Here is a 19,028-nt window from a genome sequence, read left to right on the forward strand (position 1 = left end):
TTAGATTGAACGCAAACTCAGGGTATGACTTATTTAAAGAGCCAGTAGCGTCCCGCATCCGCATATCAATACAGTTTTTCAGTCTCATCGATTCTTGTTGGTACTATGTAAGTTATGAAGTTTGTGTTTGAGTAATACATTATCATACGCTACATCAAACTACGCGAATAGCAGATGGAGTGCTTACGTTGTCGAATAAAAGAAAATTAGTAGACGCTCAATTCTATTTGGCCAATTATCAGGATGTGGCAGCATCAGGGATGTCGGCGGAAGCGCATTACCTCCAGCATGGCTGGCTTGAAGGTCGCTATCCTAGTGCGTTATTCCAGTGGCAGTGGGAACACACTGCTGAGGTCGTTCGGAATTTCTTCGCTAGAAGTGGCGCCTATCGAATTGTGCTGGTCATTGATGATATTCACAATGAAAGCCTTATTAACCGTATTCTGGAGATAAGTCGGCAAGGCGTTAGCATTCTGATTTTATCGCGAGCGTTGGGAGTAAGCGCGCATACGGCGGCAAGTGAATTGAGTGTAACGAGTCTCTCTGCATTTCAGCGCTTGCAAATCTCGGGCGAGTTACCGAGTGCGCAAATCCATGGTGAGATAGCATGCGTTAACTTATCTACGAATGAGGCTTCTATTACGCTGAATAGCTTAGCGTCAAACTCCGTAGTGCACTTCGATACTTGGGAAGTTCTAGCAAAGAACCCTTTTGAAGCGCTGGAACAATTATTTCCCTCGCTAAAACGAGTATCCGTGGTGGTACCAAGTTATAACTACGCGGAATATTTGGCGCTGAGGCTTCAATCAATTGTTGACCAGACCTATCCGATCTATGAGTTAATTGTTCTGGATGACGCTTCCGCAGATAGCAGTGTGTTGGTGGCGAATGATATTTTGCGGGCGACGAGGCGTGAATGGCTACTAGACTGCAACGCTGAGAATAGTGGCTCGGTCTTTCGACAGTGGCAAAAAGGGGTGAGCCTCGCAACAGGAGAGTTTATTTGGATTGCCGAAGCTGATGATGCTGCGAATGAACGTTTTTTAGAAGTTTTACTTTCCGGTGATACAAATTTCACCATTGCTGCTTGCAACGCTTCGGTGGTAAATGGAGAAGGTCAGCTTCAGCATAAAAACTATAATTTTCGCTATCGTCCTGCGATGAAGCAGCTAATGAGTCAAGCAGCAGTTCAGGGTGAAAGCCTCGATGGTAGTGACTTCGTGGAATCCTGTTTGAGTGTTGAAAATCAACTGCTTAATGTCAGTGGGCTTCTTTTTCACGCTGATTCCCTGAGAAGAGAATTATTACGATCACTCGATGATCTCTTGGAGTTTAAGATAGCCGGTGATTGGTATCTGTATGTGAACCTCTTACTTCACAAGGGAACTAAAATTAAACTGGAAACTTCACCTCTTAATGTTCAGCGCGTTCACGCACGTAGTGTCTCCCAGATAGATCGAGGTCAGCTTCAGATTGACGAAATAGAGCGAGTTCATCAATTAGTTTTAAACACATTCAATAGTACATCACTCGCCAATGAGCAGAGTGAGTATTTGCTGATAGTCTATCATTACTTTAATTTGCAGCCTCCTGCTGAGTTGCTGAGTTGCTAACTACATACCATATTTACAACTACTAACTAGAGACTCAGTTTGTGACCTGTTAGGGTGCAGAAAATTTGAGTTGTAGGAGATTTTTTGTGAAAAAGCGCATTTTATTGATGGTTTCTCGGCCTCGCACCGGGAGTAGCTATGCTGGTGAGTTGCTCGCAAAGAGTGGTCCCTTCGATTATCGCGGTGAAATCTTTAATTCACAGGCTCCCTATAACTTGAAGCCTGCCGAATTCGCCGAGATTTTTGGTTGCTCGATGAACACCATGGCTCCCCGTGAGCAGGCGACGTTGGTTCGAGAGAACGCACTGAAAGTGCTCAGTTTCCTTGGTGCCAAGGCAGGTGAAGATCGAGTGGTAGTGGTCAAGCTGTTCGATAATCATGTTTCGAAAACGGTTCTAGAGACGTTAATGTCCAGTCCTGAAGTTGGTTGCTTTGCCCTCGATAGGGCCATTTTGCCGTCCTATATATCGCTGCTTAAGGCAACGGTCTCTAATAGCTGGGATACTCAAGATACAAGCTCGCTAACAGTTGAGTTTAAAGGCTCTCCCTTTAATGGTTGGTTTCGTCAGCAGACGGTTTGGTTTGAGCGAGTGCAGGGATTGTTAGCGGCGGCCGAAAAGCCCTGCCAGCTAGTGCGTTACGAGGAGCTTTCAGCCGCTGATCATGGCCATGCTCAGGCTCTCTTGATAGGCGCTGCTGAATTTGGTTTGGGTGTTTCGCTAGGGGCGGTGACTTCGGTAGGAGAAACCAAGTTGAAAAAACAAGATAAAGCAGCGGATTATAGTAATACCGTCTCCAACTATAATCACATGATGCGAGCGCCGGGTATTTATTCAACACGGGGTGGGCAGGATAACTTTTGGGAGATGGTAACTCGCGCGCCTAAAATATAATCAATGAGTAAGCAACTAAATGTCGAAATCTGAGTGACTCAGCCACTGAATTGCTCAGGGTGCTTGGCTTCCGAAATTAGCTTGGTATTTATACGTGTTTTTACGTTAGAATAGCAGCTATTTTTTAGAGCTAATTGGTTTGTATTGTATGAAAAAAGCGTTGATTACCGGTGTAACGGGGCAGGATGGTTCATATCTTGCTGAATTCCTACTAGATAAAGGTTATGAAGTGCATGGCATTAAGCGCCGTGCGAGTTTATTTAATACTCAGCGAGTTGACCACATCTACGCTGATCCCCATGAGAAAAATGCTCGCTTTAAGCTGCATTACGGTGATCTAACCGACAGCTCAAACTTGACGCGTATTCTAAAGGAAGTTCAGCCGGACGAAGTTTACAACTTGGGAGCTCAGTCACACGTGGCAGTTTCCTTTGAGGCACCCGAGTACACGGCTGATGTTGATGCAATGGGTACCTTACGTTTACTTGAGGCAATTCGGTTCCTAGGTCTTGAAAAGAAGACCAAGTTCTATCAGGCATCAACCTCTGAACTTTACGGTGAAGTGCGAGAAATTCCGCAAACCGAAACGACTCCTTTCCATCCGCGTTCACCCTATGCCGTCGCAAAAATGTACGCCTACTGGATTACTGTCAATTATCGTGAGTCATATGGTATGTATGCCTGTAACGGTATTTTGTTTAATCATGAGTCGCCGCGCCGCGGTGAAACGTTCGTAACACGTAAGATTACTCGTGCCGTCGCCAACATTGCTCAGGGTATTGAGAACTGTCTTTACCTTGGCAATATGGATGCGCTCCGTGACTGGGGTCATGCGAAGGACTACGTCCGTATGCAGTGGATGATGCTTCAGCAGGATCAGCCCGACGATTTCGTTATTGCAACCGGTAAACAAATCTCAGTGCGTGAATTTGTCCGAATGTCGGCGGCCGAAGCGGGCATTTCCCTTGAATTCTCCGGTGAAGGCGTGGATGAAATTGCGACTGTTACAGCAGTGACCGGGGATAATGCCCCAGGTGTTGCCGTGGGTGACGTCATTGTGAAAGTAGATCCACGATACTTCCGCCCAGCTGAAGTGGAAACGCTACTTGGTGATCCAGCGAAGGCTAAAGCTAAGCTAGGTTGGGTGCCAGAGATTACGGTAGAAGAGATGTGTGCAGAGATGGTTGAAAGTGATCTTCAGAGCGCTAAGCAACATGCAATCCTAAAGAATCACGGTTATAGCGTTTCCGTTTCTAAAGAATAATTAGCGCCATCCAGTGAACAGTGCGCGGCTAGTAGTTAGTCGCGGGCTCAATTGAGAGAACTCAAATGAAAAAAGTTTTTGTAGCTGGCCATCGAGGAATGGTAGGTTCTGCCATTGTTCGCACCCTATCGCAGCGCGATAATATCGAAATTGTTACCCGCACTCGCGCTGAGTTGGACCTTTCGTCCCAGGCAGCGGTCGCGGAGTTTTTCTCAGCGCAGCAGTTCGATGAAGTCTACTTGGCTGCAGCAAAGGTGGGTGGAATTATTGCTAACAATACCTACCCAGCAGAGTTTATATACGAAAACCTGATGATGGAGTGCAATATTATTCACTCCGCCCATCAAAGCGGCGTGCAGAAGCTCTTGTTCTTAGGGTCCAGTTGTATCTATCCTAAGCTGGCCGAACAGCCCATGTCTGAGACAGCTTTGCTAACTGGCACCTTAGAGCCTACTAATGAGCCCTATGCCGTCGCAAAAATTGCGGGTATCAAGCTATGTGAAAGTTATAACCGTCAATATGGCCGTGATTATCGCTCGGTGATGCCAACCAATCTGTATGGCCCACACGATAACTTTCATCCCGAAAATTCACATGTTATCCCTGCGCTGTTGCGTCGCTTCCATGAGGCGAAGGAAAATGGTGATAGCGAAGTGGTTGCTTGGGGTAGCGGCAAGCCGATGCGTGAGTTCCTTCACGTAGATGATATGGCGGCAGCATCGGTCTATGTCATGGAGCTGGATTGCTCAACCTACGAGGCGAATACAGAACCTATGCTGAGTCATATCAATGTGGGAACTGGTGTGGACTGCACTATCCGTGAATTGGTGGAGACTGTTGCCAAGGTGGTTGGTTTTACTGGCGCTGTTAGCTTCGATGCATCTAAGCCCGATGGTGCTCCGCGTAAACTGATGAATGTAGATCGGCTGGCTTCGTTGGGCTGGCGCGCAGGTATTAGTTTAGAAAGCGGTTTGCAGGATGCGTATCAGTGGTTTCTGGCAAATCAGGATAACTTCCGAGGTTAAGCTGAAGATGTTACCTCTGAATGAATTTAGACAAATCGTCGCTGGTACGCCGTTGGTATCCATTGATTTGGTGGTAGAGGATTCGACTGGAGCGTTCCTTTTGGGCCTTCGTGAAAACGCGCCGGCACAGGGTTATTGGTTTGTTCCGGGCGGTCGAATTCTAAAGGGTGAGCAGATCCCCCAAGCGTTTACTCGCCTGGTGAGTAATGAGCTGGGAGTGGCAATGAATATTGATGAGGCCGTGTTTCATGGCGTCTATGAGCATCATTATAGTGACTCTTTTGCGGATCCTTCTGTGAGTACGCACTATGTCGTGCTGGCCTATAAGATCCAATTGAATTGTGAAATTCAATCGCTTCCCGTCGCGCAACATAGTCAATACAAATGGTACTCAGCGGCGGAGCTTTTGAGTGATGATTCGGTGCATCAGCACACGAAATGGTATTTTGAAAATAAGTGAGAAGAGATATGTTAGGAAGAATTAAAAACTTGGCTAAGCGAGTAATTAAAAAGTTATTGGGTCGCTCAGCGCCTGCAGCGGGTCAGTTTTCACTGAATATTGATGAGGTGACTCAGGAAAGCATTTCGGGTTGGGTTGCGGTGCTGGCAAATCCATCTCATCGAGCTGTTGTTCAGTTGGTAGAAGAGGGCGTAGTAGTATCGGAAGCGTCGGCAAATATTTTGCGAGAGGATGTTTTAATGGCTGGTATTGGCGATGGCCAATACGGCTTTAGTCTTCCAACACGCATGGGCGCATTTGACGTCCGCCCGCGTATTTTTTCAGTTGTTGTTGATGGTAAGAAAGCGGACATTCAGCCAATTGTCATTAAGCCGCGCGTGGATAGCGCAGCGGCCGCAATTTGTGTAGAGATGGAGCAGCGAATGGAAGCATTGCTAGCGTTGCACTCAGAACGGATGTTACGCGAAGTTGAACAGATCGTTAATAATCAATAAGGCACTCTATGCTTGCCCCAATGAAACTGGTTGTTTTTTGTCCGCTGCCACCTAAGCCTAACGGTATCGCCGATTATTTTTACGAGCAGATACCCTACTTGGCGGCGGCTACGGAACTTCGTATTGTGGTCCCGAATGATCAGGATGAAGTGGCGCCTACTCCAGATGGGGTCTCGGTTTATAGATTAGCTGAATACCTTCATACCAGAGATGATTTTGAAGGGTTTAGGCACCTATATCATGTAGGCAATAATGGTGATGCGGTGTACTTGCTACCGGTACTACTGTCTACCCCGGGGACAGTCGTCATTCATGATTTAAACCTTCATCACCTCATGGATTTGACCACCTTGGCACAGGGTCGCCACGATAGCTATTCAATGGCTTTACATCATGATTATGGAGTGTTGGGGCAGCGCCTGGGTGAGGGGACGACGAAGCGTGGCTTTAAAGGTACGTTTTCCACTTCACAGCTACTACTTAACGCCAGTGTCATTGATAACGCGGATAGAGTGATTGTTCATTCAAATTACGCCGCTCGAATTGTTTCAGCCAGGCAGCGGGAAGTGACCGTTATCCCCCACCACTTGGCGCCTGAGATTGATCAATATGATATTGCCAATAAGCTGAGCTACCGTGATGAACTTGGGTTGCCTCGTAATAAAGCTATCTTTACGTCCATGGGCTTTATCGCCAAGGCGAAGCAAATTCGCGCTGTCCTCGAGGCGGTTAAAACACTAAAGGATCAGGGTGAGGCGGTACTCTATGTACTGGCCGGACAGTGTAAGCCACACGAGTATGATGTCTTCGCTGATATCAAAGCACTGGGCTTAGAGAATGATGTCTTAGTTACTGGCTTTTTAACGGAAACAGAATTTTACCAGTACTTGGGCGCATCGGACTTTATTGTTAATTTACGTTATCCAAGTGGCGGTGAAAGCTCTGGTACGCTCACTCGAGCTCTAGGTATGGGGCTTGCCTGTGTAGTCATAAACACTGGGCCATTCGCAGAGATCCCTGAGTCCTGCGCAATCAAACTCAATTATCATGAAGAGTTTCATGAACAACTGGCCTCAGCACTTCAGCGCCTAATTCAAATGCCAGATGAAGCGCTTAAGGTTGGCCAGGCCGCGCAGGATTGGGTTAACGAATCACACCGAATTACTGATACGGTTAAGTCTTACCTCTCGGTGGTAGAGAACACAACAGAGGCCGTTAACTTAAGCGCGGTTTCACAGGTATCTCAATTAACATGCAGAATTACCGCTAGTCTTAATTTATCAAATAGCTTAAAAGATGGTTTAGTTGAGGAAGACCCTTGGTGTTCGTTATTAAGCAATGGTCAAACACAGCGTTTGTTTAACAGCGAGACCACGCTAGTTGTGAATCCCAGTAAAGCCTCTGAGCAGCTTCTAGCGTCTCATCTACCGCATGTTCATTTTTGTCGATGGGCTGAATTGGCTGAAACTGACAATGAGCAATCGCGTTATCACCAAGTACTTATGGCCATTGAAGCTGCCGATTTTATTCAGTATGGCAGTGCCGTGCTGAAATTTATCAATTGGCAGCTAGAAATAGGTGCTTCGCTTCAGCTAGTGATTTATAGCGTATCGCCGGAAGCCGGCCTGCCGCTTCAAACCGAAATAGCGACCTTAGTGTCTGAGGCGGGACTCGAACTGCAGTCATCCTCGTTGAGTTCGGGTAATCGTCAGAGTCTCAGTTTCCAATCGGTAGACAGGTTTTTACTTTCGGCACGGGTGATTTCCCGGATGACGGCCAGTTTGGCTGGGGAATCCGTCAAGGCGCAGTTGCTGACTAGCGCAACCGTGGCATTGCTTAAGGGTCAATTTTCCAATAGTCCGCTAAATGCGTTGGAGGATAGGGTTTGAATTCCAAGCAATTACGAGCGTTCCAAGTTGTCTTCGAACACCTAGTCCCCTCAGGTAGCTTTTTGTGCGTTGGTGACCTATTCTCGCCTGGCTCCGCCTACCTTCAGCTGAATCATACTAAAAACACGACGCTGGTGTTTACCGAGGATCTAGTGTCGGAACTTCCCTTAGAAGTCTTCGATGACTACCGTTCAAACAGCGCTTGCTTGGTATCGTCGGTATTCCTTGGAGAGGCTCAAGGTCAGATACTTCGTCATGAGTCGCTTAAGCCCGGAGCATCTGAATATCTTGGTAGATTGACAAGCGCGAAGGTAAAAACACCTGCCCAGGTACTACCGCAATTTCGTCTCCCGAGTGCAATCCATCTAGGTGGTCAGAATCGCTTTGTGGTGAACGCAGTGCTTAGCTTTGCCGCGGCTCACAATATCTTATGTACGCTGACTACAACGGCCGCTGCGTTGGTTACGTCAGACACTGCAAATCAATTCGACTGGCTTAATGAAACATTTGAAACGGTTGCCGGGGGCACGATAGCGGCACAAACTGCTGCAGAGTCTGCGTTCGCCATTGCCGTGCCGAAGGGTTCTGTGGATATAGCGCTGATGCAGAGTCATGGGGCGCGCTCACTGATTCATGTCACGCCGGCAGTTAACTGGCTAACTTCCTTCAAAGAAGAAATAACTAGCCTGCCCGTAGGTGCGATGCCGAGGTTAGGTTTCTACCCTGATAGTGGTGATGGACTGAATTGGGCTAAACCCAATGAAGCGAATACCTTATATTTGGTTGCCCCGGTAACAGGAAGCTACCAGCTGTTAATTGAGGTTGGCGAGGTAGGTTCCGATCTCAAGGATAAACACGTAGCAATCGTCGCGGGCCGCTCACCCATTATTTATAAGCCTAATGACAAATCCATTGAACTGACTATTGACGTAGTCGCCAATGAGATTATTCCAATAACATTTATTCTGCCAACTTGGAGTTACCAGGAAGACCACGACCGTTGGGTGGGTATCGCCATAAAAAGCGTGGCACTATTGACGTTAGAGGATAGTAAATGAAACCTATTCTTATCGTCTCGCCCATCCCCTCGCATCCTCAGTTACAGGGAAATAGTCAGCGGATCTTCACGTTAGCTAAATGGCTAAAATCTTCTGGTTTCCCTCTGCACTTCGTTTACTACGGCATGGAAGGCCTCACTGATCTGCAACGCCGAGAAATGTCTGAGTTTTGGGATGAGTTTTACTATATTTCACCCAATCGCGCGGCTCCAGCTCCAAGCCATGACGACTATTACGATATCGATGACTGGTTTGATGATAAAGTAGGCTTTCAGGTATCCGAACTTTCAAAGCGCTATGACTACGGATCGTGCATTGTTAACTACGTTTGGTTTTCCAAAGTGCTAGATTATCTTCCAGACAGTGTGGTGAAGGTGATCGATACCCATGACGTTTTCGGTGATCGTCATATTGTTGCTAAAGCCGCAGGGTTAGAGCCCGTTTGGTTCTATACTACGGTAGAATTGGAGAGTAAAGGTCTGAGTCGGGCAGATGTCGTACTCGCTATTCAAAGTGAGGAGGCGGCCTATTTCGAACTCATTACTCATCGCCAGGTTATCGAAATCGGCCATGTAATACCGCCGACTTTCCTGCCGCAGCGCAATGAGAAACAATTGCGAATTGGTTATTTGGGCAGCGCTAATCCATTTAATGTGGCTTCCATCGAAGAATTAGAAAAAGCTTTAAACGGAGTTGATAACACAAATATTAGTTGGTGCCTCGCCGGTTCGATTACTCGCGCAATTAATAACAAAGACGGTATCTTTGAAAACTGGGGCTTTGTAGATAGCCTTGATGACTTTTACCGAGAAATGGATATTATCGTCAATCCCATGGTGGGAGGTACGGGTTTGAAGATTAAATCCGTTGAGGCGCTATCCTATGGCAAGCCCCTCTTAGCAACACCGGATGCCATGGTGGGAATCAATACCACGGCAGAGAGCCATCTGTTTGAGTCTTTAACGTCTTTGGTTCAGTTTGCCAACGAGTATTCTGCTCCACGTCTTGTTGATGAAACCAATTTGGCGCGGAGTGTTTACCAGGACTACTGTCATCAACAGCTGGTAAATATTGAGTCATTGGTAGCGGTGATGTCGCGTTGATTTCTGAAGTGAGGTTACTTCAGGCGCATTTCGCCAGGGCTAAGAGGGTAAAATGATGAGCGATGACTCGCAATTACAGCAGGACTTAGCCGCGCTACGAAGAATCTTCCCCGCTGAGCAATCGCTTTCAGAAATCCTCTTTCGACAGATTCCGAAGACTGGTCAATTCGATCTAGTCACGCCAGCGGTGCAGATGTTCTTGCAGTCCCCGTCGCTGAATGTGACTGGGGTTAGGCAAATCGACGTGCTGGCTTTTAATTTTCTCCATCCGTTGCAGCCAACGCGACCGGTTAAGTCTGGGGAAATGCTTCGGCTGATTGCCCAAAGTAACCTTGGCGAATTGCTAAATTGTTATGTTCAGAGCACGGATCTATCACGAACCTTTAAAGTAATCACGAAGCGTAAATTCGGCGGGATGTTAACCTCTGGCGTTAACCTCGTCGGCTACTTTAATAGTAGCAGTGGCTTGGGTGAGGATGCTCGATTAGTGGCGCAATCTTTAGCGCAGCAGGGTATTAATGTTTCTCGCGTGGCATTAGATCATGTTGGTGATCGTGACTCCGTAAAGAGTAGTGATTTTTGGGGTATAGAGGGACGATTAGCCTTCAGTACTTCAATTTTCTGTATCAGCCCTCTAGAAGTTGAGAGGCTCCGCAAGAGTGGCGCACCGCTGTTCGATAACGGGCGTTTAAATATAGGGATTCTTCCTTGGGAGCTTCCAAACTGGCCTGAAGGTGATTCGCTGGATGTGTTTAGCGAAGTGTGGGCAATATCCGACTTTTGTTATGAGGCATTCAAACAGGCCGGACTCAGGGTTTACAATCTTGGGACACCCCTCGATCAGCCACGAATTCCTGCTAGTTTAAATAATCGATGTGATGACGACTTTTCGGTACTAACTATCTTTGATGGCGCGTCACGCGCAAGTCGCAAAAACCCATCGGGTGCAATACGCGCCTTTCGACAAGCTTTTCCCTCGGGACAGTTCCCAAATTGTCGGTTAAGTATTAAGTCAATGAATCTTGAGGTTAGCGATCGCACGGAAATGCTTCACGCTATCGCTGGCGACGGTCGTATACAGCTACTCACCGCTAATTTTTCTTCTAAGTTAATGGAGAGTCTTTTCGACCGAGCGGATTGCTATTTATCCTTAGCTCGTTCGGAAGGTTTAGGGCGCAATGTTGCGGAAGCGATTCTTCGGGGCCTCCCGGTTGTCGTAACGGATTGGTCCGGTCACTGTGATCTAATACCGGAGGGTTACCCGTGGGCGGTTCGTTATAAGCTAATCCCAGTGGAGGATTACCCGAAGAGTGAAGGACAGCTGTGGGCTGATGCGGACTTGGATGACGCCTCGGAGAAGCTATTAGCCGTGTACGAAGCTAGCGATAATCAGCGATCCAGAATCACCGCAGACGCAGCCAGCAAACTATTCGATAGGCGCAATGTAGCTTCCATAGGATGCCACTATTTAAAAAGGCTTCGAGAGTTGGGAGTAAGCTTTTAGCATGGTGAATAAAACCATATATATTCACGTAGGGCCTGGCAAGACCGGTACCTCAGCAATTCAGTATTGGCTGAATAGTCATCGTGACCTGCTTAAGTCCGAATTTGGAGTGTGGTATCCAGCCCATGCTATCGACAGCAATGGTGTGAGTGATGGTAATCGTGCCGAGTTGCTCAGCATTGACGAGCAAGGTGAGTTTAAGGTTGATGCGGCCAAGATACAGCGCTTAATCGCGCAGTTTGAAGCGTCAAACTACCGTAGTTTAGTGTTTTCCTCTGAGCGATTCTATCGTCATATCCCCGAGCTCGCTAGATTACTGCCGCAAGCAAGGTTCGTATTTTATGTCCGAAATCAAATAGAAATATTCGAGTCCAACTATAACCAAAGTGTTAAGCGCCACGGCCAGTTTAAACCAATTGATACTGAACGCGCGGTTCGATTTAGGGTGTTGAGGCAAGTTGGTGAGTTAATCAATAAAGGATTGCTTCCGCAGTTGGATCTGCGTCCTTACGGTGCTGAATTATTCTCCGGCGGCAATCTCGTGACGGATTTTCTCTCCGCCATAGACGTTAACGTTAGTGTTGAAGATAGGGGGGTGAACCACTCCTATTCCTTCGAAGCGCTAGAATTCAAGAGAGCGGCAAATTATTTCTGTTCACCCGAATTGTCCGTTGAAGTGGATAGAGCTTGCCAAGCCATAGCAGCCGATGCTGAAGGTTACTCGTTGTTGAACGAGCAGACTCATCGGTTACTGAGTAACAATCTTGCTGCGGAACTTAAAAAGTTTGTCGAGCGCTATAATCAGCCGCAGCTTTTACCACTGGCGGAGTTTATCGCCACAAAAAGGCCGATGAAATACTGCGAGCAAGACAGCGCTGATGTGGACTTTAGAAGCATCTGTAGACTAATACAAAAACACGATGCAGCACTTTATAAGCGCTTGCAGAGGGAGTTCATGAGCTCACCGTTAAAGGGCTTCGTCGTGCAAGGTTTTTCGCGTGCTCTGGGTTTGATGGACGTAGACTCAGTAGCAAAACAGGGGCCAGATTGCGAATCGACGGAGGTTCTATTGGCACAGTCAAAGGCGTATCTTGCTAACGCTGAGTTACGTAATGCGCGCAAGCCATTAGAACAAATTCTCAGTCGTAATCGTTACCATAAAGAAGCTAGAAAGCTGTTGTTTAAATACTACCCACTTCCTCAGGCTCGTGGTAGAGATAAGCTTAGTCGATACACGCGTCGAGTGGGTCGCAAGTTAAAAAGACTGATAGTTAAGAGAAATGGAATTTAATTAATGATACGTCAATTATTGGGCGATCGAGCCGTAAATATTTTAAAGCGAATCCCATTAATACACGGCTTATACACGTGGCTTATTCATCATCTTCGTCATACGATTCCTGGCTTCTTTCCCAAGGCGGAATATCGACTATGGGTTAAGTATTGTGAGCCCACCCTTGTACAGCCAATCGATGAAGCTTTATTGCGCGAAGAAATCGATGTAATTATTGATCTTCGTAGTTTAGCGCACTCAGATTGTAGCCAAATCATAGCTTCCATTGAGCAGCAAACGTTACTTCCACGTCGTGTGTCAGTAGTCGGAAGCAGTGAGTGCGATCTGTTATGGGAGTCACCTCAAGGGCCTCAGCCGCTTCACGTTGTTAATTCTAGTTCGCTGTCGCAAATCGCTGAGTCTAATCAGCGGGTTTGTGTTTGGATAGCGGCGCCGGGTAAGTTAAGTGAGTCCGCTTTGATGGAATTCGCCAGGGCGAGAAGAGATCATGGTTTTAGCCTAGCGTATGCCGATGAGGACCAATTAGCTAAGCGTAATAGGCGAGAGAAACCATTCTTTAAAACCGATTTTAATGAATTTCTCCTCAGGCAAGTTAATTACCTAGGTGGCGTGGTCGCAATAGGTACAGACAGTGAGGCTAAGGCCCTTCTGAGTATGCTAATTGAAGCTAAGCTCCCACTTGATGTCGCGGTTATTCAACGCTTAGAGGATAATGATCAATTAAGAAGCCAGATACATCACGTAACCAGTGTGCTATTTCATAACCAAGATGATCTTGCGAGTCAACTACTTACGTCGAACACGCGCTCCAGTGCGCTTCGTCTAGCCAATCAGTCGGCAGCGGAGAACACTAAAAACCAGCCTTCCTTGGGCGTTATGAATAATCAATATCGCCGAGCAGACCAACCGTTGGTTAGCATCTTGATCCCTACACGAGACCACTACACGGATTTGAAGCTATGTGTTGAAAGTGTTTTTGAAAAAACTCGCTACGAAAATTTTGAACTAATTGTGGTTGATAACGGTTCGACCTGTGAAGAGACATTAGCCTATCTGGACGTGCTACGAACCCATGAAGCAGTTCAGGTTCTTCAATACAGCCTGCCATTTAACTATTCACGAATTAATAACTTTGCCGCCCGAGTTGCGAACGGGGAGGTGTTGGTTTTACTTAATAACGATACTGAAGTCATTTCACCCGAGTGGCTGGATGATATGTTGGGTATACTCGCCATGCCTAAAGTTGGTTGTGTCGGGGCTAAGCTGCTCTACCACGATGGCAGCATTCAACACGCGGGGGTGAGCCTTGGGCCGGGTGGTTATGCGGGCCACTCCCATCGCTATATAGAGCCCGATGAGCCTGGCTACTTCTATTTTTCGCACTTAACACATTCGGTGAGCGCAGTGACTGCCGCTTGCCTTGCCGTGGAAACGGAAGTGTTCTGGTCTGTAGGGGGGTTAGATGAGGAATTCGCCGTGGCTTATAATGACGTTGATTTTTGTTTGCAGGTTATCAAAGCAGGTTACCAAAACGTCTATTGCGCTTCCGCTGAATTGTATCACTATGAATCAAAGAGTCGTGGCTTAGACGATACTCCGGAAAAAAGAGCTCGGTTCGATAATGAGAAGGCGTTATTAACTAAGAAATGGCAGGGGGTTATTGATAATGATCCTATGTACAGTCCTCACCTAACTCGTAACGGTGAAGATTTTCGTATTCGAACCAGTTATTCCTGACAACTATTCTTCTAGTCGCCTAGAAGTGTGAACTAAATTAGCGTCCAGCGTGAACGACGAACACTCATCAGGCTAAAGAATTATCCCTTAGCCTGATTAGGATTTTTTCTAAGAAAGGCCTTTCTGCTAGCGATGCCCCTTCACTGAGTTGGCAAGAGAGCTCACCACTTCCAGTGCGGCATGAAGCGAAGACTCGAGTTGCTCGACATCCTGTTCAGATATTTTTGCGAGGGCGTTTTTGATGTCAGTGGTCGAAACTTCCTCCGTTCGAGGTAGGTATACGACATCACAGATATCCTTCAGTGAGTCAAACTCCCCTGACCAGTCGTCACCCATGCCGAAGATCGATGCCTTATAGCGAATGATGTCACCACGTTTTTGCTCCCAGTCATTCTCCGCGAACACCGAGTCTACGTAATCGGTAGCTTCGAGGATTTCCTTGCGCTCTGCAAAGGAGTAGAAAGATTTCTTACCTTTACTCAGGTTAAATTCATCGGATGAAACACCGACAATTAAACGGTCTCCAAGCGCTCTAAGGCGCTTTAACAGTCTCACGTGACCAACGTGGAAAAGATCGAAAGTGCCGTAGGTAATGACCGTTCTACTCTCACGCTGGAGCAAGTAATTTTCGATAGGTTGAGCAACATACCGCTGGGCAATCTTGTGACGGTAATGAAGGGAATAGTGGTTGGTAATAGGGTAAAGACCTTGCTGCTTCAGCGCCTCAATTACCGGTAGGAATTTATCAAACCCCTGATGCCTTGCCACAATAGCGGTGTCTAGATCAAAACCACTGTTATTGAAGTAGTTGGTTGGGTTGCCAACACCCTTTACAGTGATGGGCCCAAATTCGTAGGTTTTGAGCGGGTACAGATCTTCAATTCTGATGAATCGCTTACTAAACCACTGCTTAAACTTAGGACTCTTATAATGCAGGACTAGATCACCGCCGATGACTTCACGCTTGCCGATGAAGACATCAATTTGTAAGTAGTATCCATTTCCGACAACGTTTGGGTTACTACACTTGAATTGATAGAGGTGGTCGTGCTCCATTTCTTTAAGCATGATACCGTAGCGCTCTAACTCCGTGGATGCCTCAATTAAAAGGTCCTCAAAGCTCTCCTCTATCATTACGTCAAGGTCGTCATCCCAGGGGATAATGCCCTTATGCCTCACTGCGCCAAGCATGGTGCCAGAATGGGCGAAGAATTCGATGTCGTATTGATTCATGACATGCTGAAAAATATACAGCAGACGATAGTAGCCTCGCATCATGCGCTTGGGCAGGATGACATCTTCAATAAAACTGTCGAGAGGGTTCTCTGTACTCATTATGGCTACTCTTATCTGGTTAGGTTTTTGCTACTTGGTCGTCACGTGTCAACCTCTGAGGTTGAATTACTGCCACCACAATAAGCCGAATTAGGCAGATAACTTTATCCGCCTATTCACATTGTCTGATTAGTCTACTTTGTATATTCGAGCGCTGCTTTGTTGCGCCTTTACTAGCACTTGTCTACCAAGCTGGGTATATCAACGCGTGCTTACTGGTACGAATGAAAATAAGTATAGCGACTCAAACCCAGAGCCTTATACTCGTTGTTGATTATGCCAGAACTGCGCGCGCAATCGCTAGTTCTGACAGTTTTTTATTTGAATGTTGGTGCCACCTAGGCAAACGTCGGTTGCACTGCGCCTCAGTTTCCAACTTAGTGCGTTCATTTTGATGTATTTGACTGATTTTCGCAGAGAGATATGCTAACTTAAACTAACTTCCCCCGTTTCAGGTGTTCGGTTAACTTCAAGTTTTTTAAAAGAACTTGAAGTTCTAACAGTTTGACGATGTTCTGATAGGGATTTGCGGTTAGATAGGAAATTCTTTTGAGAACAATTGTTTCAGTCGTCTCACACAGACACCACGACGTTTTGATTAACCTAGAATCAATAAAAAAACTATCGTCGATGGATAATACGGTAGTAATTTGTCGCGACAATGATCCGGTAAGGAATTTGGAAGGCTACTGTAAAAAATACGGTATTATTTATGTGGCGAATGAGCGCGAGTATGGCTTTGCTCATAACAATAATGCCAACTTCCGGTTATACCAGGAAACCCTAGATCCGCAGCCCGATGACCGTTTTTTAGTTCTGAATCCGGATGTACTGCTGAAGCCAAGCTCGCTGAAGGCAATGTTGGTAGAATCCGAGAAAAAGCCAGATTCTATTATTGCGGCGGATCTATATTTGGATAAAGAATATATATTCCAAGACGATAATATCCGCTTTTATCCTCGCTTCTCGGACTTCATTCGCACCTATATCTTCAATCACCGTGTCACGATGATCAATAAGAAAAAAGATCATTTTGAACCCGGTCGTGTGTGGGCCAGCGCGGCCTGTATTTTATTGAGTGCGGAGTGGTATCAACGCCTGGGCGGCTTCGATGAGCGTTTTTACATGTACTGTGAGGATATTGATCTCTGCCGTCGTGCTCGCCGACAAGGTGTGTTAGTGGCCCTGTGTAAGCGAGCGAAAGGCGTGCACTTTAGGCGCAGAGATAGCAAGCGCTTCCTAACGAAATACTTTTTTTGGCATGTTCGAAGCGTCATTCGCTATTCACTGTCGGGAGTGCGAGATAAGCCCGTATTAACTAGGGTAAAGCCCGAACCAAAAATTAATCGAGGATAGCGGTGTGTTCGATATTGTCATCGCTACCTATAATGGCGAACGATTTCTAAAAGCGCAGCTAGATTCTATTCTTGAGGTTGAGGGTTTTAATGAGTTGGTTGAGCGAGTCATTGTGGTGGATGACGGCTCGTTAGACGCAACCGTTCAAATTTTAGAAAGGTACCGGGCGCTTGACGAGCGTTTTGAAGTTTACGCTCACGCAAGGGGTTTAGGTCCTACCGGCAATTTTGCCTATGGTTTGTCCTTGACGTCGGCCCATTGGGTTTGTCTCGCAGATCAAGACGATGTTTGGTTGCCTAGCAAGCTGGTAGTCATGCGTCGCGAACTTGAAAGTTTGCCTCCAGACAGTCCAGCTGCTTTGTTTTCCGACCTCGTGGTTGTGAATCAAGAATTGCGGGAAATATCCCCGTCCTACTTCACTCATTGTGCAATCTCTCCTGAGCGCGCGACATCGCTTAATCAGCTCGCTCAGCAAAATGTAGTCTCGGGCTGTACAATGGTAGTCAATCGTCAACTCATTGACCTGGCTCTCCCTGTCCCTTCCTCAGCGTGTATGCATGATTGGTGGTTAGCGCTGGTTGCGCGTAGTTTTGGACAGCTGAAGTTTGTTGATCAGCCGCTGGTGCTCTATCGACAGCATGATAACAATGCCGTCGGCGCGCCGAATGTCAGTATGATCTCCCGGTTAATGAGCAAAGGCTATCTGCGCAAAGTAATTGACAACTTTTGGGCTTCGGTTGATCAAGCCCAATCGCTGAGTCAGCAATATGGCGAATCGACGAAGCACATTGAATTATTGCGTAGTAATGCGAGTTTTACTAAACGCCTACGTTTTATTTTGAACGGCGGGATTTTGCGCTCCTCATGGTATGCCAGATTGTTCTTTTCAGTTGTCGTGTTGCTTGGTCGTGTGTAGGCAGGACTAACTGCAAAGGCCTAGACTGAATCTTCTCCCTGAACGCTACTTCACGCGCCAAAAGGTATTATTTGGCAGTGAAATGGTGAACTCTGAACTAGTATCATTTCTCGAGTTCCTATAAAATCCGCCTAACTGTAATTTAATGCTTAACTGGGGAGAACCATGCAGTCATCTAAAGAGCGAATTACGCATCTTAGGCAGCTAGAAGCCGAATCAATTTTTATTTTTCGTGAAGTAGCGGCTGAATTTGATAATCCCGTCATGCTGTACTCCGTGGGTAAGGACTCTTCTGTTCTCCTCCATTTGGCTCGAAAAGCGTTTTTCCCGGGCAAAATTCCGTTCCCACTCATGCACGTTGATACCACTTGGAAATTCCAAGAGATGATCGCATTCCGTGATCGAGTCGCGAAAGAGTATGGCTGTGACTTGCTAGTTCATAGTAATCCTGAGGCCGTTGAGGCGGGTATTAATCCATTTGATCATGGTAGTTCAACACATACTGATATCTGGAAAACTCAGGGGCTTAAGCAAGCACTTGATAAATATGGGTTTGATGCTGCCTTTGGCGGCGCTCGTCGCGATGAAGAGAAGTCCCGAGCTAAGGAGCGTGTTTATTCGTTCCGCGATGCCAAGCACCGTTGGAATCCAAAGGTGCAACGCCCAGAACTTTGGGATACCTATAACGCGAAGATCAATAAAGGCGAAAGCATTCGAGTATTCCCGCTGTCAAACTGGACGGAGCTTGATATTTGGCAATACATCTATCTCGAGAATATTGATATCCCTTCATTGTATTTTTCGAAGGAGCGTCCAGTCGTTGAGCGTGACGGCATGCTGATTATGGTAGACGATGAAAGAATGCCACTACATGAAGGCGAAAAGCCGGAAATGAAGAGCGTACGTTTCAGAACGCTTGGCTGCTACCCCCTAACGGGTGCAGTAGAATCTTCTGCTGCAACGTTGCCTGAGGTTATTCAGGAAATGTTATTAACAACCACTTCCGAGCGACAAGGTCGCGCCATTGATCACGATTCATCGGGTTCAATGGAGAAGAAGAAAATGGAAGGTTACTTCTAATCGTTGC

The 19,028-nt window shown here is 46.7% G+C and carries 16 protein-coding genes; 15 read left to right on the plus strand and 1 reads right to left on the minus strand.

Going from position 1 to position 19,028, the window contains the following annotated elements:
• Nucleotides 1-188 precede the first annotated feature (188 nt).
• From Q0698_RS11600 to Q0698_RS11655, 12 genes are all read left to right on the plus strand, one after another.
• Nucleotides 189-1,613, plus strand: coding sequence for a glycosyltransferase family 2 protein (locus tag Q0698_RS11600; protein WP_298636804.1), 1,425 nt, complete (start codon nt 189-191; stop codon nt 1,611-1,613).
• A gap of 86 nt (nt 1,614-1,699) precedes the next feature.
• Complete coding sequence (locus tag Q0698_RS11605; RefSeq protein ID WP_298636805.1) at nt 1,700-2,506, plus strand: hypothetical protein; 807 nt, start codon at nt 1,700-1,702, stop codon at nt 2,504-2,506.
• 148 nt (nt 2,507-2,654) lie between these two features.
• Entirely contained in the window at nt 2,655-3,770 is a 1,116-nt protein-coding gene (gene gmd / locus Q0698_RS11610) for a GDP-mannose 4,6-dehydratase (RefSeq protein ID WP_298636807.1), read from the plus strand.
• A gap of 65 nt (nt 3,771-3,835) precedes the next feature.
• Nucleotides 3,836-4,795, plus strand: coding sequence for a GDP-L-fucose synthase (locus Q0698_RS11615; RefSeq protein WP_298636808.1), 960 nt, complete (start codon nt 3,836-3,838; stop codon nt 4,793-4,795).
• Between the two features lie 7 nt (nt 4,796-4,802).
• Nucleotides 4,803-5,255 carry a GDP-mannose mannosyl hydrolase gene (locus Q0698_RS11620; RefSeq protein WP_298636809.1) on the plus strand — a complete coding sequence of 151 codons (453 nt, stop codon included), beginning with the start codon at nt 4,803-4,805 and terminating at the stop codon, nt 5,253-5,255.
• A gap of 29 nt (nt 5,256-5,284) precedes the next feature.
• The gene (locus tag Q0698_RS11625; protein ID WP_298636810.1) at nt 5,285-5,749 is read left to right on the plus strand and encodes a hypothetical protein; all 465 of its coding nucleotides are present in this window, start codon (nt 5,285-5,287) and stop codon (nt 5,747-5,749) included.
• 20 nt (nt 5,750-5,769) lie between these two features.
• The gene (locus Q0698_RS11630; RefSeq protein ID WP_298636811.1) at nt 5,770-7,638 is read left to right on the plus strand and encodes a glycosyltransferase; all 1,869 of its coding nucleotides are present in this window, start codon (nt 5,770-5,772) and stop codon (nt 7,636-7,638) included.
• Entirely contained in the window at nt 7,635-8,696 is a 1,062-nt protein-coding gene (locus Q0698_RS11635; protein ID WP_298636812.1) for a hypothetical protein, read from the plus strand. Before Q0698_RS11630 ends, Q0698_RS11635 begins: the two co-directional genes overlap by 4 nt.
• Nucleotides 8,693-9,799 carry a glycosyltransferase family 4 protein gene (locus Q0698_RS11640; protein ID WP_298636813.1) on the plus strand — a complete coding sequence of 369 codons (1,107 nt, stop codon included), beginning with the start codon at nt 8,693-8,695 and terminating at the stop codon, nt 9,797-9,799. Before Q0698_RS11635 ends, Q0698_RS11640 begins: the two co-directional genes overlap by 4 nt.
• A gap of 52 nt (nt 9,800-9,851) precedes the next feature.
• On the plus strand, nt 9,852-11,303 hold the full coding sequence (locus Q0698_RS11645) for a glycosyltransferase (protein ID WP_298636814.1): 1,452 nt from the start codon (nt 9,852-9,854) through the stop codon (nt 11,301-11,303).
• 1 nt (nt 11,304) lies between these two features.
• The gene (locus tag Q0698_RS11650; RefSeq protein ID WP_298636815.1) at nt 11,305-12,594 is read left to right on the plus strand and encodes a hypothetical protein; all 1,290 of its coding nucleotides are present in this window, start codon (nt 11,305-11,307) and stop codon (nt 12,592-12,594) included.
• A 3-nt stretch (nt 12,595-12,597) separates the two neighbouring features.
• A complete protein-coding gene (locus Q0698_RS11655) occupies nt 12,598-14,334 on the plus strand; it encodes a glycosyltransferase family 2 protein (RefSeq protein ID WP_298636816.1) in 1,737 nt (578 codons plus the stop codon).
• Nucleotides 14,335-14,460: 126 nt separating this feature from the next.
• Here Q0698_RS11655 and Q0698_RS13355 read toward each other — a convergent pair whose 3' ends face one another.
• A complete protein-coding gene (locus Q0698_RS13355) occupies nt 14,461-15,669 on the minus strand; it encodes an adenylyltransferase/cytidyltransferase family protein (RefSeq protein WP_366140340.1) in 1,209 nt (402 codons plus the stop codon).
• A 630-nt stretch (nt 15,670-16,299) separates the two neighbouring features.
• Between Q0698_RS13355 and Q0698_RS11670 the strand changes: the two genes are divergently transcribed.
• The 3 genes from Q0698_RS11670 to cysD all read left to right on the plus strand — a co-directional run bounded on the left by Q0698_RS11670 (nt 16,300) and on the right by cysD (nt 19,021).
• Nucleotides 16,300-17,025, plus strand: coding sequence for a glycosyltransferase family 2 protein (locus tag Q0698_RS11670; RefSeq protein WP_298636817.1), 726 nt, complete (start codon nt 16,300-16,302; stop codon nt 17,023-17,025).
• Between the two features lie 4 nt (nt 17,026-17,029).
• On the plus strand, nt 17,030-17,941 hold the full coding sequence (locus tag Q0698_RS11675; protein WP_298636818.1) for a glycosyltransferase family 2 protein: 912 nt from the start codon (nt 17,030-17,032) through the stop codon (nt 17,939-17,941).
• Nucleotides 17,942-18,106: 165 nt separating this feature from the next.
• Complete coding sequence (cysD, locus tag Q0698_RS11680; RefSeq protein WP_298636819.1) at nt 18,107-19,021, plus strand: sulfate adenylyltransferase subunit CysD; 915 nt, start codon at nt 18,107-18,109, stop codon at nt 19,019-19,021.
• Nucleotides 19,022-19,028: the final 7 nt, after the last annotated feature.

The organism is uncultured Umboniibacter sp., from assembly GCF_947497555.1.
GTDB lineage: Bacteria > Pseudomonadota > Gammaproteobacteria > Pseudomonadales > DSM-25080 > Umboniibacter.

Bases quoted from the DNA above. Each gene is read 5' to 3' on its own strand.
- Q0698_RS11620 (WP_298636809.1), top strand. From the start codon at position 4,803: ATGTTACCTCTGAATGAATTTAGACAAATCGTCGCTGGTACGCCGTTG.
- Q0698_RS11655 (WP_298636816.1), top strand. From the start codon at position 12,598: ATGATACGTCAATTATTGGGCGATCGAGCCGTAAATATTTTAAAGCGA.
- Q0698_RS11640 (WP_298636813.1), top strand. From the start codon at position 8,693: ATGAAACCTATTCTTATCGTCTCGCCCATCCCCTCGCATCCTCAGTTA.
- Q0698_RS11650 (WP_298636815.1), top strand. From the start codon at position 11,305: ATGGTGAATAAAACCATATATATTCACGTAGGGCCTGGCAAGACCGGT.
- Q0698_RS13355 (WP_366140340.1), bottom strand. From the start codon at position 15,669: ATGAGTACAGAGAACCCTCTCGACAGTTTTATTGAAGATGTCATCCTG.
- Q0698_RS11615 (WP_298636808.1), top strand. From the start codon at position 3,836: ATGAAAAAAGTTTTTGTAGCTGGCCATCGAGGAATGGTAGGTTCTGCC.
- cysD (WP_298636819.1), top strand. From the start codon at position 18,107: ATGCAGTCATCTAAAGAGCGAATTACGCATCTTAGGCAGCTAGAAGCC.
- Q0698_RS11645 (WP_298636814.1), top strand. From the start codon at position 9,852: ATGATGAGCGATGACTCGCAATTACAGCAGGACTTAGCCGCGCTACGA.
- gmd (WP_298636807.1), top strand. From the start codon at position 2,655: ATGAAAAAAGCGTTGATTACCGGTGTAACGGGGCAGGATGGTTCATAT.
- Q0698_RS11630 (WP_298636811.1), top strand. From the start codon at position 5,770: ATGAAACTGGTTGTTTTTTGTCCGCTGCCACCTAAGCCTAACGGTATC.
- Q0698_RS11670 (WP_298636817.1), top strand. From the start codon at position 16,300: ATGGATAATACGGTAGTAATTTGTCGCGACAATGATCCGGTAAGGAAT.